The organism is Desulfosporosinus sp. FKA, from assembly GCF_002196785.1.
In the GTDB taxonomy this organism is placed as follows: Bacteria; Bacillota; Desulfitobacteriia; order Desulfitobacteriales; family Desulfitobacteriaceae; genus Desulfosporosinus; species Desulfosporosinus acididurans.
The window spans coordinates 48,200-64,260 of the sequence record NZ_NAHZ01000017.1; the positions used below are offsets into that span (position 1 = coordinate 48,200).

Below are 16,061 nucleotides of genomic sequence, written 5' to 3' on the forward strand. Positions count from 1 at the left end.
AAGCACAGGCAAGTTTTGCCTGTGCTTTTGGGTATCCTATTAAATTTAGAACAGACTGAGGATTAATATAAGAAATTAGTCATAAAACTCAAATTTTGTTTATCTAGATTCTCTTTTAAGCTTAATTTGCTTGGGGGTTCCTAAACGTAAAGGAACATGCTCAACCTTCACATCAGTATGTTCCAGTCCAAACCAACTTACGGGAGAAACTGTAATTTTCTTTAAGCGAAGTTTAAATTGCATAATAAGTTGTTTATATAAAGGTAGGCTGTTATCATTAGCCAGTTCTTCGCGTACTAAAACAAAACAGAAATCCCCAATGTTACGATTGATATCATTTGTAGCATATAATTGCAATTGTTCTTTTATTTCGTGTGACTTCATAAGATCGGTTACAATTTGTCTTAAATACCTGCTCACTTTTTGTTCAACCCTAAATCCTAAACGAAGTTGAATCTTAAAAACATAATCGGTGCCAAAGTTTTCAACAGTATAGGTCATAGACCTCGGTTCATCGGTGACCTGAACATTGATAAACCAATAAACTTCTGCTCTTTTTGGCCTTTTATCCAAAATCGAGTAAATAATTTCCTTGTCTACTTTTCCTGGTTTGGACTTATTTGTTAAATAAACCAGGTTCGTAGCATATATCGGAAAATGTTCATCATTTCTAAGCATTCCAAGTTTATCAATATAATCTTTCAGTGAAACTTCTTTTATCACCATTTTTTCGAAAATAGTCGCTTTATACCATAAAATCATTTGTATTAAAATTAGAGCAGCAATAAACACCGTTATAAAACCGCCGCGAAAAAACTTCGCTGCACTTGAAAGGAAAAAACAAGTTTCTATTGTTCCAAAAATAATGGGCACGAGAAGTGAGAGCAGCCTGGATACCCTTTTCTTAATAAGCCAATTGAACAACAAGATTGTAGTCATCAACATCGTAATTGTAATTGCTAATCCATAGGCTGCTTCCATGTGTGAAGAAGTTTGGAAGTATAGAACCACTCCGATACAAGAAAGCATCAAAAGGTGATTGACGATTGGAATGTACATTTGACCTTTTGACAAAGCCGGATAATGAATCTTTAATCTCGGCAATAAATCTAATTTAATTGCTTCTGAAACGAGTGTATAGGATCCACTAATTAAAGCTTGAGAAGCAATAATCGCTGCAAGAGTTGCTAAAATGACACCAATAATACGAAAGTTTTCCGGAATTAGACCAAAAAAAGGATTAAAATCAAACATATGCTGCATTCCAGGGTTATCTTTAATCTGCAGCACCCAAGCCCCTTGCCCGAAATAGTTCAGAAGCAGGCAGATTTTAACGAAAGGCCAAGTTCCGTAAATGTTTTTCCGTCCAACGTGCCCTAGATCGGAATACAATGCTTCAGCACCTGTAGTGGCCAAGAATACGCTGCCCAAGATCGCAAACCCGGCTTTGTTTTGATCACTAAACAACAATTTAATTCCATAGTATGGAGATAGTGATTTGAGTATATTCAGGTTCCCAGAAATATGAATTATGCCCAGAACGGCCAGCATAAGAAACCATAAAAGCATAATTGGTCCGAATAATCGTCCTAATATCTCGGTCCCGGAACGTTGCAGGAGGAATAGAACACAAAGAATAAAAATGGTAATTATAATTACAGTGGATTGATTTGAACCGAAATTATTAGTATAGGCGGGAATCCATTTTAATCCTTCTACTGCACTTGTGACGGTAACTGCCGGAGTTAAAATACCGTCTGCTAAAAGGGCTGCAGCCCCAATCATAGCCGGGACAATAAACCAAGCACGTCTTCTTCGGATTAATGAATATAGTGCAAGGATGCCACCTTCCCCATGATTGTCTGCTCTAAGTGTGATAAGGACGTACTTAATAGTGGTAAGTAAGGTAATAGTCCAGAAAATAAGGGAAATGGAACCGTATATAAACTCGTTGGTTATTGAATTTAATTGTCCGTTTCCTTCAATTAACGCCTTCATTACATATAAGGGTGATGTACCAATATCACCATAAACAACACCGATGGTTACGAGCATACCCGCAATAGTTAATGGTCGTTCTTTACAGAAATGCAATTCCTTTTCCATTATCTATCCTTTCATATCACTTTATAGTTTAGCTCTGTCTGATTAATACCAAAAGAAAAACCCCATTTGGGGTCAGTGTATAAAAGTATGTAAACAAACCAGCTGGTATGGTTTGTTTTCCCCCTCCTTTCAACGCCTGCGAGGTTAGCTGCCGGATTCGGGTCGAAAGAAATAACCCGTCACATACTGTGATTCACCCCATTGGGCTAAATCAATAGCCCTTATCTGGTTCCCCCGCTTCCTAAGAATTCAGCGTTTGTTTATATAACTGTTAATAATATTAATCCTTTAATACTAGAATATATAGCACCATAATGAGGTATTTACAGCGAATATTCTCCTAACAAGCTTACTATTCAGAGGTACTTTTATTATAATTAGTCATGCGTATTATCTCTGCATCGTTCTTCAATTTGCTTAATCCTAAATCATCTTTTGCTGGGGGTGTCTCTATAAGTTTTGCCAACATTCAACGATTAGGTTATACTGGTTAAGCTTTAAGCTTTAAGCTTTAAGCTTTAAGCTTTAAACTTTAAAATTTATAAATTATAATATATTTGCTATTATAAGTGTAAACTGTGATAAAATAATCGAAAAATGTTTATAAGAAGGTGAAATACGCAAAATATTAAAAATGATCACTAATAACTTCTTATACTATGTTTCTAGTCATTCCAATGAATTTTTCTAGCTTTGGTGGACTAGTGAACTCGTTTGGCTAAAATACGGGGAACCCACTCCCACTTAGAGAAGTGGGGGAGTCTTACGATTGGATCAAGCTTGAGGAGGATGTTTTGCAAAATGCAACAATCAAAATTAAAACGTGATTTATCTCTTTTAGATTTAACATTTGCCGGAGTAGGCGGCATTATCGGTTCTGGCTGGCTCCTAGCCTCTCAAGCTGCGGCGGCAGTTGCCGGGCCCTCAGCCATAATCTCCTGGATTGTGGGTGGTATAGCCGTCATTCTCATGGCCCTAGTTTATGCTGAGTTAGGGGGGATGCTTCCGGAAGCTGGAGGCACAGTCCGATACCCACAATATTCTCATGGAAGCCTGGTCAGCTTTATCATAGGGTGGGGAGGATGGTTAAGCTGGGTTGCTACTCCACCTGCTGAAGCTGAAGCGATCACCCAATATGCCAATAATTTTGTACATATTCTCTATAATACTAATACAGGATTGCTTACTCTGAGCGGTCTTTTAGTCTCCATTCTTCTAACGGTGCTTTTTTTCATTCTTAATTACTTTGGTGTAAAACTCTTTGCTCGTGTTAATACAAGTATTACCTGGATCAAATTTGTTATTCCTGTTCTAACGGCTGTCTTAATCATGGCTTTTGGTTTTCATAGCAGCAACTTTACCAGTCATGGGGGATTTTTCCCCAGTGGATTTTCCTCGACCTTGATGGCGGTCGGTAGTTCGGGGATCATTTTCTCCCTCCAGGGCTTCCGTCAGCCGGTGGAATTAGCGGGGGAATCCCGTAATCCAAAGCGAGATCTGCCGCTTGCCCTTATCCTGACGGTTCTTATCTGTGTCGGTATTTATGTTTTATTGGAAATAGCTTTCGTAGGAAGTCTCACTCCTGCAATGTTGAGCAAAGGCTGGTCTTCTTTGAGTTTGGATGCTCCTTTCGCTCAGCTGGCCGCAGCCGTCAACATCGGCTGGTTAGCGATTGTCCTGCAAGCCGATGCAATGATCTCTCCGGCGGGAACAGGCCTGGTCTACACCGCGTCTACCGCTCGAGGAATTTATGCTATGGCAGAAAATGGCTACATGCCTAAACTATTTAGCAAAATCCATCCCAAATGGCGCATCCCTGTTAATGCTTTATACTTTAACCTCATCGTCGGCCTGCTTACTCTCCTTCCTTTTTCTTCCTGGAATAAAATTATCGCTTTTGTTTCGGTTACAGGAGTAATCAGTTACCTTCTGGGACCCGTAGCTACCAGCGTCCTTCGACGCACAGCCCCGGAAATTCCGCGACCCATCAACATTTTTGGCTTATCTGTTCTATCCCCTCTGGCCTTTATCGTTGCCGGGCTAATCGTTTACTGGACCGGTTGGCCCAATACCGGCTACGCCCTGGGATCTGTCGTCGTCGGTCTTTTGATTTATTTCTATTATTACTGCAAAGGAAATTTTCGGTCCCGTCATATCCGTTCTGGTCTGTGGCTCGCCGTGTATTTAGTCTTCATTATAGTCTTTTCATACGCTGGCAGTAAATCATTTGGAGGCAAGAACATCATTCCTGCTCCTTACGATACAATCGTTTTTGCTATTGTTAGTCTATTAGCCTTTATGTGGGGCCTGCATTCCGGATATCGAACCGAAGAAATAGATGATACCAGCCGTCAAATCGCTAACGGTGAGTATTAAGATTAAAGATACCTTGGGCACACACTGATAAAGTATGGTGAATGCCAATACAGGTCAGTACAGATCCTGGAAAAGAACGGATATGAGACCAATAATCGTTATTTTGGAGGCTAGAGATGAAAATAGGTTTTTTTGATTCTGGGGTGGGAGGTATTACAGTATTATATGAGGCACTTAAAATGTTGCCCAATGAGGATTATTTATACTATGCGGATACATTAAATGTTCCGTATGGGCCGAAGCCGAAAGACGAAGTTAAACAATATGTTCTTAATGCTGTAGAATTTATTGCCCAACAAGGAGTTAAAGCAATAGTTATTGCCTGTAATACTGCTACAAGTGTGGCAATCGATGATTTGAGGTCTAAATTTGATATTCCAATTATAGGAATGGAGCCTGCTGTAAAACCAGCCTTTGAGAAAAATAAAGATGTAACGAAACGGATTTTGGTAACAGCCACCGCTTTGACTTTAAAGGAAGACAAACTACAAAATCTTATTACAAAATTAGATAATGAACATATTGTTGATTTATTATCACTTTCAGGGTTAGTCCAATTTTCCGAAGGATTTGAGTTTAGTGAAGAAAAAGTATTACCTTACCTTCAAGAACAATTATCAAAATTTGATTTAAGCAACTATGAAACTATAGTTTTAGGCTGCACTCATTTTTCTTTTTATAAAGATATGTTCAGGAAAGTACTACCATCAAATACTAATATAATTGATGGAAACATAGGAACTGTGAGAAACTTAAAACGAACTTTGGAAGAAATGAACTCCACAAACGAAGGAAATGGCAATATGATTTTTTATAACTCTGGATTAAGAGTTAAAGAGAAAGCGTTATTAGATAACTATAGCAAATTATTTAATAGATTAGATGACATTAATATATTAATGACTAATACAAGGGGCTGAACCAAAATTTGTTGGCCTCCATTACTCTAGAAGTTCATAAAACTTACCATACTATATTTAAAGTTATTGAGAAAGGATATAAGTATATTTTGATATATAACTTTAACAATAATTTGCAATAGGAGGTTATCGTTTAATGAACAATCGCTCTACGAACGTAACAAAATACAATGGTTCCAATCACTTGAATCTTATCCGTAATTATAATGTACCAAGTGTTGGATACAAATTGTTTCGTGTCACTTCCAAAAACACTGATACGATTCACTAATTGAATAAGTGGGCAAAATTACAAAAACATCCTAGAGATACCAGGTCTCTGGGATGTTTTTGTAATCAATTGTTGTTATTTTCAACTGAAGAAGAACTTCTTATATGTGTATATTCATTTCTTTCATCCTTCGGTAGAGGGTATTCCTTCCAATACCGAGAAGTTTGGCAGCCGGAGCTATTTTTCCTTTGGTTTGAGTAAGTGCATAGAGGATTGCATGTTTAGTCTGTTGCTCAAGTAAAGGTTCAGGTTCAGTTTGTGTGCCAGTTTGTTTAAATTCATCAGGTAGATCTGCAACGGTTAAAATGGGACCTTCGGCGAGTGCAACCATACTTTCAATGCAATTCTCGAGTTCACGGACATTACCCGGCCATTTTTGGGCCAGCAAGTAAGGATATACTTCTTCTTGAATTCCAATGACTTGAATTCCAAAGGACGTACTGGCTTTGTGAATGAAATGGGGGACTAAATCTCTAATATCTTCCACCCGTTCGCGCAGCGGAGGTAAATCTAAAGTCACAACTTTCAAACGATAGTACAAGTCAAGTCGAAAACGATTACTTGCCACAAGAGCGGAAAGATCTTTGTGTGATGCTGCAATAACTCGTACGTCAATTTTCTTTGTTTTCGTATCTCCGATGCGGCAGACTTCTTTTTCCTGAAGTGCGCGAAGTAGGGCTACCTGTACATTTAAGGGCATATCGCCGATTTCATCCAAGAAAATGGTTCCCTTGTCCGCTAATTCAAATTTCCCGGGCTTTCCACCACGACGTGCTCCGGTGAAGGCGCCTTCGACATACCCAAAAAGCTCACTTTCAACAAGTGAAGAAGACAGTGAAGCACAATTTAGAGCAATAAAGGGCCCATCTCGTCGTGGGCTAAGTTGATGGATTGTCTGGGCGATAATTTCTTTTCCGGTTCCGCTTTCACCGTGAATTAGTACGGATGAGTGAGTGGCAGCAACTTTGGAAGCCCTTGCCAAGGTTCGCTGAGTATTCTCACCGTGCCCAATCCATAAGGTGTTATTGGTCACAGCAGAGGATTCTGTTGTAACTTGAAGAGTCCCTACTGCACCTAACGAATAGCCCTTATCATTAATGACCTGCTTCAGATGGGAAGATATCTCATTTCCGTAGCTATTTTTTATTTTCAGGTTTAAGGAACGCCCGCTTAACATCCAACCTTTGGGTGAACTAAAAATATCTGCGGCAAGCTGTCCGATAATTTCCTCCTGTTTGCGCCCGAGAAGTGCAGCCCCTAAAGTGTTGATGTTTGTAATGATCCCGTTTCGATCAATAGCTAGAAATCCCTGATTTAAAAGGGATGAAGCTAACTTTGCACCTTCTTGATAAAATTCCAGTTGATCTTGTAACTCAAGAAGCTGTAGATTTTTTTCGATCATGCTTGCCCCCATCCGAGCAATTCTGAGGATTTTTTCACGATCTTCAGCGACTTCCCCACTAATATCAAAAACGCCGAGAGGTGCTCCTGCTGTGTTTTGAATTGGGGCTGCCCAGCATGCCAAAAAATGATTGTCACGTACAAAATGTTCCCAACCAAAAACAGAGATGGGGGCATTATCTCGGAGTGCAGTTCCGATGGCGTTGGTTCCTCTTATTTCTTCCCGCCAACTGGCTCCGGGACTTAGATATACTTTTTGGGCTTTACTCATAAAAGAATCATCGCCGGTAGCTTCGATAATATATCCCTCGTTGTCACAAAGCAATACTGTATATTTATTGCTTCCCAACAAACTGAAGATATAAGGCAAAACTGTTTCGCCGGCTCGGATTAATGATTCTTGGGCTTCACGACGCTCTGTAAGACGGGGCTTTGAGAGAATATCCTGATTCGTAATTAGCCTATGATCAACTTGAAATTCAATACTTCGCTGCCAGGAACGATAGATGGAAGGAGTTACTTCCGATTCGACGCTCTCCCCATTGATGAAACGATTCCAATGGTTGCTCATACTCTTTCCCCTCTCTCTAGCATTAAAGTTGATGAGGATCTTGTCTTGACAGAATAACACAAATATTCTAAACAAACAACTATGCAATACTAATTAAAACGTTCCATTTTGGAACACTAATAATGAACACTAAGATCAGAAATGGAACATTTTTATTTTTCAAACTATTATATCAAGACCATTTGAACTTAAGTTTTATTAATTTTAATAAAAAATAAATTATTTTGTAATAATAATATGGTGAAAACTGAATGACATAGCCTTTATAAAACCTCAAAAGCCCAACTTAGAATTTCAGAAGGTTGGGCTTTGAAGTTCTTGACAGATTATGTGCGCGACTTATTCACTTGCCGAAGGAACAATGAGGGTAAGAACAGACAGGACAGTCAAGACAAAGCCCGCCATGACCTGCCTTGACGATATCACGGCGTGACAGCCGTTCTCCTGTCAGCAGACGTGGAGCAAACAGGTCAAATGCAGTCGTCTTAGAATACATAACACATCCAGGTAATCCTAGAATTGGAACATCATTAATATAGGCCACTAAAAACATGGCGCCGGGCAAAACAGGAGCACCATAGGAGATGAGCTCCGCGCCCATTTCTTTGATGGCCGTGGGTGTTACATCATCCGGATCTACCGACATACCGCCGCTGACCAGGATCATGTCCGCACCCTGATCTAAATGATCTTGGATAGAGCTTTGAATCAGAGAGATATCATCGCTGGCAAAAGTTTGCTTCAGTACTTCAGAGCCCCAAGCTTCGACTTTGGCACGCAGGACAGGGCCAAACTTATCTTGGATTCTTCCATGATAGATTTCATTGCCTGTAGTGACAATGCCCACTTTGAATGATTTCAAAGGACGAACTTCAAGGAGCGGGGTTGAAAACGTTTTGGCAATTCGTTCAGCTTCTAGGATCACCTTCTCGTCAATCATCAGAGGAACAACACGAGTACCGGCAACTTTAGTGCCTTTTTTGACAGGACGATGATTGTGAAGCGTAGCAAGGATAATGTATTCCAAGGAATTTAAGGCTAGAATGCCGTCTTCAGAGATATAAAGGAGTCCGTCGTGGGCGGCGGTGAATGTGATTTTTCCTTCTTTGGGTTCGTCAAGGGTGAGTCCCGGTCCGCAAGCCGCTTTAGCAAGTCGCTCTGCTGCTTCATTTTCATGAATCAGACCGGGATTTTGATCCCAAACATAAATGTGTTCCTTTCCCATGCTTAGCAGAATAGGAATATCTTCTTCACGGACGACATGTCCCTTGCGAAATCGCGGACCTTTTGTGACACCAGGAATAATTTGAGTCATGTCATGAATTAAGACAGCGCCAACAGAATCTTGAACCTTGATTTTTTCCATTGTGAAAACCTCCAATTTGTGCTAGGGAAAGGAGGGCTTAAAGCCACGCACCATGGAGTTAAACTAAAACTTTCAGAAGTTATAAGGCGGCGGAGGGAAAGAATACTGGTTGTCTTTTATGGTATCGTATTCTTTATATGAGATCAAGCCGGAATTTTCATTAAAATAAGGTAGTTATAAATTCACAAAATTATTGGCACAAATCTTGCAATTAAACCTGGTGTAAAGGAACAAAAACACTAAAGTTACACAAAAATTATTAAAAGTTCTCATTTTAAGAAAAAAGGGGTGGGAGGAAATTTTCAGTTGACTAAGAGTTGTTTTGGAGGGAAAAACTTACTGGTAGAATACGGATGAATATTGGTGGAAATGGATGGAATATGATTTTTAGGTTTAATTAACCATAAAGGAGAGAAAAAATTGCTTAAAAAGAACTTAATTATTAACGGAAGCTCTCAAGTTTTAATTGTCGATGGGGAAGCTACCCTGGCAAATGTATTGCGTGGACAACTGCATATGACTGGAACTAAAATAGGATGCGGCAAAGCACAATGCGGCGCCTGTTCCGTGATCGTGGATGGAAAGGTTATTCGCTCCTGTGTTACAAAAATGAAACGAATTCCCGATCATGCGGAAATCACAACTATTGAAGGCGTAGGGACTAAAGATCATTTGCATCCTTTACAACTGTCCTGGATGATTCACGGTGCTGCTCAATGTGGCTTCTGCAGTCCCGGATTTATTGTATCGGCTAAGCAGCTCTTGGAAGAAAATATAAACCCTTCAAGAGAGGATGTTCGGGATTGGTTTCAAAAGCATCGAAATGCCTGCCGCTGCACAGGGTATAAGCCTTTAGTAGACGCAGTTATGGATGCCGCTCGTTTAATGAGGGGAGAAGTTACCACCGAAGAGTTATGGTGCAAATTACCTGAAGACGGCCGAATTTGGGGCAGTAACTATATTCGTCCGTCTGCATTGGCTAAGGTTACCGGGACTTGGGATTTTGGCGCTGACTCCGGACACAAATTGCCGTGCGGAACCTTGCAGCTGAAACTGGTTCAGGCCAAAGTTTCTCATGCCAATATTCTTTCTATAGATACTTCGGAAGCAGAAAAAATGCCTGGTGTCTACAGAGTTATTACAGCCAAAGATGTCGTGGGCAAAAACAAAATTACAGGTTTAATTACTTTTCCGACGAATAAAGGTGACGGCTGGGACCGCCCGATCCTTTGCGATAAAAAAGTGTTCCAATTTGGTGATGCGATAGCTATCGTTGCAGCCGATACTGCGGAACATGCTCAAGCCGCAGTGGAAAAGGTTAAAGTGGACCTGGAATTGCTGCCGGAATATATGAGTGCTCCGGCGGCCATGGCTGACGATGCCATCGAGATTCATCCTGGAACCCCAAATATCTATTTTGAAACGAAGGTTGTTAAGGGTGAAGATACCGCACCTCTGCTGGAAAAAGCAGATGTCGTTGTGGAAGACGACTTTTATGTTGGACGTCAGCCCCATATGCCCATTGAGCCCGATGTCGGCTACGCCTTTTTCGATGAAGATGGTAAACTAATCATCCATTCGAAAAGTATCGGAATCCATCTCCATCAGGCTATGATTTGTGCGGGCATAGGAATTGAGTCTGAAAAACTGATATTAGTTCAAAACAACGCCGGCGGAACTTTCGGCTATAAGTTCAGCCCAACCATCGAAGCTTTGTTAGGAGTTGCGGCAGTTGCCACAGGCAAGCCCGTATACCTGGAGTTTGATTATTATCAGCAGATGACCTACACAGGAAAACGTTCCCCCTTCTTTATTAATCTTAAATATGGAGCAACTAAAGAGGGCAAATTAATTGCCATGGAATCTGATTGGTCCGTAGATCACGGCCCATATTCCGAATTTGGCGATCTGCTTACCATAAGAGGCTCCCAATTCATTGGCAGTGGTTACAATATTCCCAACATCCGCGGCTTTGGCCGAACGGTTTGCACCAACCATGCCTGGGGTTCAGCCTTCAGAGGGTATGGCTCACCGCAAAGCCTTTTCTCGTCTGAAGTTTTGCTGGATGAACTTGCCGAAAAGCTGGGTATGGATCCTTTTGAACTGCGCTATAAAAATGTCTATCGGCCCGGTGATACAACCCCTACCGGCTGTGAACCTGATGTGTATTGTTTAGTTGAGATTATGGATAAACTTAAACCTAAATACGATCAAGCAAAAGAATGGGCTAAACAGCCGCCATCAGCACCCAATAAAAAACGCGGAATCGGTATCTCGATTGGAGTCTATGGGTCAGGCTTAGACGGGGCAGACAGTGCTGCAGTGAATGTGGAACTAACGGCAACCGGTGTAACGGTTTACACGTCCTGGGAAGATCACGGTCAGGGAGCTGATATGGGATCACTGGCCACAGCCCATGAAGCTCTGCGTCCCTTGGGAATTAAACCGGAAAACATTAAGCTTGTGATGAATGATATGGAGAGAACCCCCAACAGTGGGCCTGCTGGAGGAAGCCGTTCACAAGTCTTAGTCGGAAATGCCACTCGGGTTGCATGTGAAGCGCTGCTGCAAGGGATAAAGAAAGAGGACGGAACCTTTCGAACTTATGAAGAAATGATTGCCGAAAATCTGCCGGTGTTCTTCCAAGGCGCCTGGACTGCTCCTGCCTCAGAGTGTAATGTGGAGACAGGACAAGGCAATCCCTTTGCTGTCTATATGTACGGAGCCTTCTTGTCACAAGTTGAAGTCGATATTACAACCGGCAAAACAAACGTTGTCAAGATGACAATGGTTGCCGATGTCGGCAAGATTGCCAATAAGCTGGTTGTGGATGGGCAGCTTTACGGCGGGTTAGTTCAAGGCCTTGGCCTGGCTCTAAGCGAAGATTTTGAAGATCTGAAGAAACACTCTGATCTCATTGGCGCGGGTCTGCCTTTTATCAAGGATGTTCCTGATGATATTGAACTTCTCTATGTTGAAACGTATCGCCCCAATGGCCCCTTTGGCGCCGCAGGTTCAGGAGAACTGCCTTTAACCTCACCCCATGCTTCTATTATTAATGCTATCTATAATGCCTGTGGTGTTCGGGTAACGCATTTACCCGCCCGTCCGGAAAAAGTACTTGCCGGCCTTCAGGCTAAAGGTTAAGAGTGTACTCTACCCCCACCGAAGCAAGGTATGGGAACCTGAACATGCTTAGTGATGGCAGGTTCCCTGCTTTATCCGGGCTAAGAAGCCCCAGTATACCCGTTTATGTTTGCATCCATAACTAAGGAAATCGGGTGTTGCTTATGGAACAAGAGGAATTAAAACTGCTGGAAGATAAGTGTACCCAAGAAAACCCTCCGGCCTGTACGGCGGGTTGCCCAATCCATGTCGATGCCCGCAAGCTAATGTCCGACATCCAAAAAAAGGATTTAAAAAGCGCTCTGACAACATTGCAAAAAAAACAGCCCTTTCCCGGAATTATAGGTCGGATTTGTGATCACCCCTGTGAGGACGTCTGTAAACGCAGAGATGTTGGATCACCTATTTCAATAGCAGCATTAGAAAGGTTTTGTGTACAAAATCAATCCAGTAACTCGCCGAAAGCTGGGATGATTCCGGAAAAAAGTCAAACTGTAGCGGTAGTAGGTTCTGGACTGAGAGGCCTGACGGTGGCTTATGATTTGGCTAAAAAAGGATATAAAGTTACCTTGTTCGATAAAGCAGATCGAATTGGCGGCAGCCTCTGGGATTTTCCTGAAAACCAATTGTCCCCGGAAGTTATTGTCGAGGAACTTTCCGTTTTATCCCGACTTAAGGTTCAGATCGAACGAAACAGGGAAATTACCCGCTTAGATTTAACCAATCTTCAGGAGAACTTTGCTGCCCTGTATCTTGGCCTGGCGAAACAATCAGCTGACGCGGTTGAACTTCTCGGAAATCATTATGAGCTTGACCCAGTTACCGGTGCAACAGCGATTAAAGGTATTTTTGGGGGAACCCTAGCGGATAATGACTCACCGATAAGGTCTGTCGCTGACGGACGTAAAGCAGCAATTTCTATAGACCGCTATTTACAAGGGGTTTCCTTAACGGCTTCCCGTGAAGGCGAAGGTTCTTATGAGAGTAAACTGTTTGTTAACACTCAAGGAATTGAACCGTTGCCGGCAGTGTCTATGAGTAATGAACAGGCAGGGTACACTGTTGAAGAAGCTGTTCAGGAGGCTTCCAGATGTTTGAATTGTCAGTGTCTGGAATGTATCAAGGCCTGCAAATATATTGAAAGCTACGGAAGTTATCCTAAAAAGTATCTGCGCCAAATTTATAATAATAATTCCATCGTCATGGGGATGCGGCATGCCAATAAAATGATCAACTCCTGCAGTTTGTGCGGGTTATGTGCTGAGGTTTGTCCGCAGGGATTAGATCTGGGAGAAGTTTGCAAAGCAAGCCGGGTAACCATGGTCGGCAAAGGAAAAATGCCGCCTTCAGCTCATGATTTTGCTTTGCGGGACATGGCTTTCAGCAACAGTGATAAGTTTGCCTTAGCCAGGCATCAGCCAGGCTGTAATTCCAGCAGCTACGTCTTTTTTCCCGGGTGCCAATTGAGCGCCTCCTCTCCTGAGCACGTAGAAAATGTTTATAAATTGTTGATGGAAAAGCTTACCGGAGGCGTAGGTTTAATGCTTGGCTGCTGCGGTGCGCCGGCTGACTGGGCGGGTGAGCAAGACCTGCTCCGAAGAAATTGGGAAGTCTTAGCTGCTGAATGGGAACGGCTGGGCAAGCCCCAGATCATCACAGCCTGTTCCACCTGTCACAGTATGTTCCAAACAAAGTTTCCGAACATCGTCTCTTTGTGGGAGTTGATGGCTGACATGGAACTGCCCGGACAAGAAGACATGCTCAGCGGAGGAAGAGTGGCAGTCCAAGATGCTTGTACAACAAGACATGAACCGTCCATCCATAATGCTGTCCGAAAAATTCTACAGAAACTAAAGTATGACATTGAGGAATTGCCATACAGCAAAGAGCGGACCAAGTGCTGCGGTTATGGTGGACTGATGTCCTTTGCCAACCGGGAATTAGCGCAGAAAATTGTCGAGGATCGTATCAGTGAGTCCGATGTGGATTATGTTGCCTACTGCGCTATGTGCAGAGATCGGTTTGCCTCTAAAGGCAAACGAACATGGCATTTATTAGATCTGATTTTTGCAGACGATCTTGAGCAGGCTGCCGTCAAGCCAAGTGTTGGTTTTTCCTACCGCCATGAAAATCGGGCCAAATTGAAACGTAAACTGCTGCATACGCTGTGGCAAGAAACTCCGTCGGATCAGGAGGAAGCCTATATGAGTATAAACCTTCAAATCAATGACAGAGTTTGGGGGATAATGGAAGACCGTCATATTCTTATTGAGGATATCCAACAGGTTATTGAGTATGCGGAGCGGACAGGAAGAAAGTTTATGAATCCCGATAATGGCCGCAGTTTGGCCCATTACCGTCCCCTCAGGGTAACTTATTGGGTTGAATACGAACCTCAGGAACAAGGTTTTATTGTCTACAATGCTTACAGCCATCGCATGGAAATCGTGGAGGGAGCTCATGAGTAATACACCAAAACAAACGGAAAAACTGCCTTGGAAGTGCGGAAAATGCGGCGGCGAACTGGAACGGGGTTTGGTTAAGGCATCTTATTTAGGCAATGATTTCGAGGTTCAAGAACTTAAATGTCTTAACTGTGGTCTGGTCCTGATTACCGAGGAACTGGCCTTAGGCAAGATGTTTGAAGTCGAGCAAAGCCTGGAAGATAAGTAAAGGGGGATGGATGATGCCGGCCGACGCCTTTCGGATGTTTCAACTGGCAGCTCAAGGGTTTTGCTGCAGTCAAATTATTTTGATTTTGGGGTTAGATGATCTCGGAAAGGAAAACCCCGATCTTATCAAAGCGATGCATGGTTTGTGCGGAGGAATTGGAAGGTCGGGAAAAACCTGCGGAGCGCTTACCGGTGGAGCGTGCTTGATTGGCTTATCTGCCGGCAAGGGCAGTCCCGGCGAATCAGGGCACCTTAAAATCAACGCTATGCTCAAGGAATTAATGAACTGGTTTGAAGACGTCCATGGCAGTATCGAATGTGAAGGGATTTTAGACCAGTCCTTGGACGAGGGGAATGAGTATCCGGTACGCTGCGGCAATATTGTTGCAGCAACTTTTAATAAGGTTCAAGAGATAATAGCGGCTAATTCTGAAGACCCAGAGCCAGACGAAGAGTATTAGTAAAAAGCCGGAAGTTGGCGACTCAGACGGAGGACTCAAAACTGTATGAATAACAATGTTTTTAAAGTCTATGAAGGTGACGCACTTCGGCAGGCTACAGGAGATACTTTACGTCCGGGCGGCTTTTTCCTAACCGATCTGGGAGTAAAACGCTGTAACTTTCTTCCCGGTGCCAAAGTCTTAGACGTGGGGTCCGGCAGTGGTGCAACGGTTGAACGTTTGATCTCCGAATATCAGCTCCAAGCCCTTGGGATTGACCCCTCGGAGGTATTATTGGAAATCGGAAAAAGGAGAAATCCTGACTTAAACCTGATTCGGGGTTGGGGAGAGGAGCTGCCCTTTCCGCCAGACGACCTGGACGGGGTATTCGCCGAGTGTACCTTATCCGTAATGGAAGAGCCGAATCAGGTTCTGAAAGAAATTTTCCGGGTACTCAAGCAGGGTGGTCGGCTGATTATTAATGATGTTTATGCCCGGAATCCTGATGGACTAAAGGACCTTCGCGAACTCGGCATCGAGTCCTGCATCAGAAGAGCGTTGACCAGGGACGAACTGTTGAATATGCTTAATAAATTTGACTTTCAGATTGTTGACTGGAGTGACCATACAAATTTATTGATCCAACTGACGGTTGATCTAATAATGACTCATGGATCGATGACAAATTTTTGGCTTAAATCTGCTTCGTGTTTAAGTTTCGTTGATCCTAACTCTATCCAGGAAGCGGTCAAAAAAGCAAAGATGGGCTATTTCCAACTGATTGCCCATAAGGGATACCAGTTCCAGTAAGA

The 16,061-nt window shown here is 42.6% G+C and carries 11 protein-coding genes and 1 riboswitch; of the genes, 8 read left to right on the forward strand and 3 right to left on the reverse strand.

The window, feature by feature from the left end; translation table 11 throughout:
• Positions 1-99: 99 nt before the first annotated feature.
• Positions 100-2,106, reverse strand: coding sequence for a KUP/HAK/KT family potassium transporter (locus B5771_RS05200; RefSeq protein WP_047811645.1), 2,007 nt, complete (start codon positions 2,104-2,106; stop codon positions 100-102).
• A 118-nt stretch (positions 2,107-2,224) separates the two neighbouring features.
• Positions 2,225-2,371, reverse strand: a riboswitch (cyclic di-AMP (ydaO/yuaA leader).
• Between the two features lie 536 nt (positions 2,372-2,907).
• Here B5771_RS05200 and B5771_RS05205 point away from each other — a divergent pair.
• From B5771_RS05205 to B5771_RS25040, 3 genes are all read left to right on the forward strand, one after another.
• Positions 2,908-4,482 carry an APC family permease gene (locus B5771_RS05205; RefSeq protein ID WP_047811644.1) on the forward strand — a complete coding sequence of 525 codons (1,575 nt, stop codon included), beginning with the start codon at positions 2,908-2,910 and terminating at the stop codon, positions 4,480-4,482.
• A 116-nt stretch (positions 4,483-4,598) separates the two neighbouring features.
• Positions 4,599-5,402, forward strand: coding sequence for a glutamate racemase (gene murI / locus B5771_RS05210; RefSeq protein ID WP_088186596.1), 804 nt, complete (start codon positions 4,599-4,601; stop codon positions 5,400-5,402).
• Positions 5,403-5,538: 136 nt separating this feature from the next.
• Positions 5,539-5,673 (forward strand): hypothetical protein, encoded by a 135-nt coding sequence (locus tag B5771_RS25040; RefSeq protein WP_282433319.1) that lies wholly within the window; start codon positions 5,539-5,541, stop codon positions 5,671-5,673.
• 100 nt (positions 5,674-5,773) lie between these two features.
• Here B5771_RS25040 and B5771_RS05215 read toward each other — a convergent pair whose 3' ends face one another.
• On the reverse strand, positions 5,774-7,645 hold the full coding sequence (locus tag B5771_RS05215; protein ID WP_088186597.1) for a sigma-54-dependent Fis family transcriptional regulator: 1,872 nt from the start codon (positions 7,643-7,645) through the stop codon (positions 5,774-5,776).
• A 343-nt stretch (positions 7,646-7,988) separates the two neighbouring features.
• The gene (locus B5771_RS05220; RefSeq protein WP_088186598.1) at positions 7,989-9,011 is read right to left on the reverse strand and encodes a molybdopterin-binding protein; all 1,023 of its coding nucleotides are present in this window, start codon (positions 9,009-9,011) and stop codon (positions 7,989-7,991) included.
• Between the two features lie 420 nt (positions 9,012-9,431).
• Here B5771_RS05220 and B5771_RS05225 point away from each other — a divergent pair, with 420 nt between their 5' ends.
• The 5 genes from B5771_RS05225 (at position 9,432) to trsM (ending at position 16,059) form a co-directional block, all read left to right on the forward strand.
• Positions 9,432-12,158, forward strand: coding sequence for a molybdopterin-dependent aldehyde oxidoreductase (locus tag B5771_RS05225; RefSeq protein ID WP_088186599.1), 2,727 nt, complete (start codon positions 9,432-9,434; stop codon positions 12,156-12,158).
• Between the two features lie 143 nt (positions 12,159-12,301).
• Positions 12,302-14,605 carry a pyridine nucleotide-disulfide oxidoreductase/dicluster-binding protein gene (locus tag B5771_RS05230; protein ID WP_088186640.1) on the forward strand — a complete coding sequence of 768 codons (2,304 nt, stop codon included), beginning with the start codon at positions 12,302-12,304 and terminating at the stop codon, positions 14,603-14,605.
• Positions 14,598-14,810, forward strand: coding sequence for a DVU_1557 family redox protein (locus B5771_RS05235; protein WP_047811639.1), 213 nt, complete (start codon positions 14,598-14,600; stop codon positions 14,808-14,810). The genes B5771_RS05230 and B5771_RS05235 overlap by 8 nt, the downstream gene beginning before the upstream one ends.
• Positions 14,811-14,823: 13 nt before the next feature.
• Positions 14,824-15,270: a DVU_1555 family C-GCAxxG-C-C protein gene (locus tag B5771_RS05240; protein ID WP_088186600.1), complete on the forward strand. Its 447-nt coding sequence runs from the start codon at positions 14,824-14,826 to the stop codon at positions 15,268-15,270.
• A 45-nt stretch (positions 15,271-15,315) separates the two neighbouring features.
• Positions 15,316-16,059: a DVU_1556 family methyltransferase gene (gene trsM, locus B5771_RS05245; protein WP_088186601.1), complete on the forward strand. Its 744-nt coding sequence runs from the start codon at positions 15,316-15,318 to the stop codon at positions 16,057-16,059.
• Positions 16,060-16,061 lie beyond the last annotated feature (2 nt).

Coding starts and splice junctions, on each gene's coding strand:
- B5771_RS05200 (WP_047811645.1), bottom strand. CDS start 2,106: ATGGAAAAGGAATTGCATTTCTGTAAAGAACGACCATTAACTATTGCG.
- B5771_RS05205 (WP_047811644.1), top strand. CDS start 2,908: ATGCAACAATCAAAATTAAAACGTGATTTATCTCTTTTAGATTTAACA.
- murI (WP_088186596.1), top strand. CDS start 4,599: ATGAAAATAGGTTTTTTTGATTCTGGGGTGGGAGGTATTACAGTATTA.
- B5771_RS25040 (WP_282433319.1), top strand. CDS start 5,539: ATGAACAATCGCTCTACGAACGTAACAAAATACAATGGTTCCAATCAC.
- B5771_RS05215 (WP_088186597.1), bottom strand. CDS start 7,645: ATGAGCAACCATTGGAATCGTTTCATCAATGGGGAGAGCGTCGAATCG.
- B5771_RS05220 (WP_088186598.1), bottom strand. CDS start 9,011: ATGGAAAAAATCAAGGTTCAAGATTCTGTTGGCGCTGTCTTAATTCAT.
- B5771_RS05230 (WP_088186640.1), top strand. CDS start 12,302: ATGGAACAAGAGGAATTAAAACTGCTGGAAGATAAGTGTACCCAAGAA.
- B5771_RS05235 (WP_047811639.1), top strand. CDS start 14,598: ATGAGTAATACACCAAAACAAACGGAAAAACTGCCTTGGAAGTGCGGA.
- B5771_RS05240 (WP_088186600.1), top strand. CDS start 14,824: ATGCCGGCCGACGCCTTTCGGATGTTTCAACTGGCAGCTCAAGGGTTT.
- trsM (WP_088186601.1), top strand. CDS start 15,316: ATGAATAACAATGTTTTTAAAGTCTATGAAGGTGACGCACTTCGGCAG.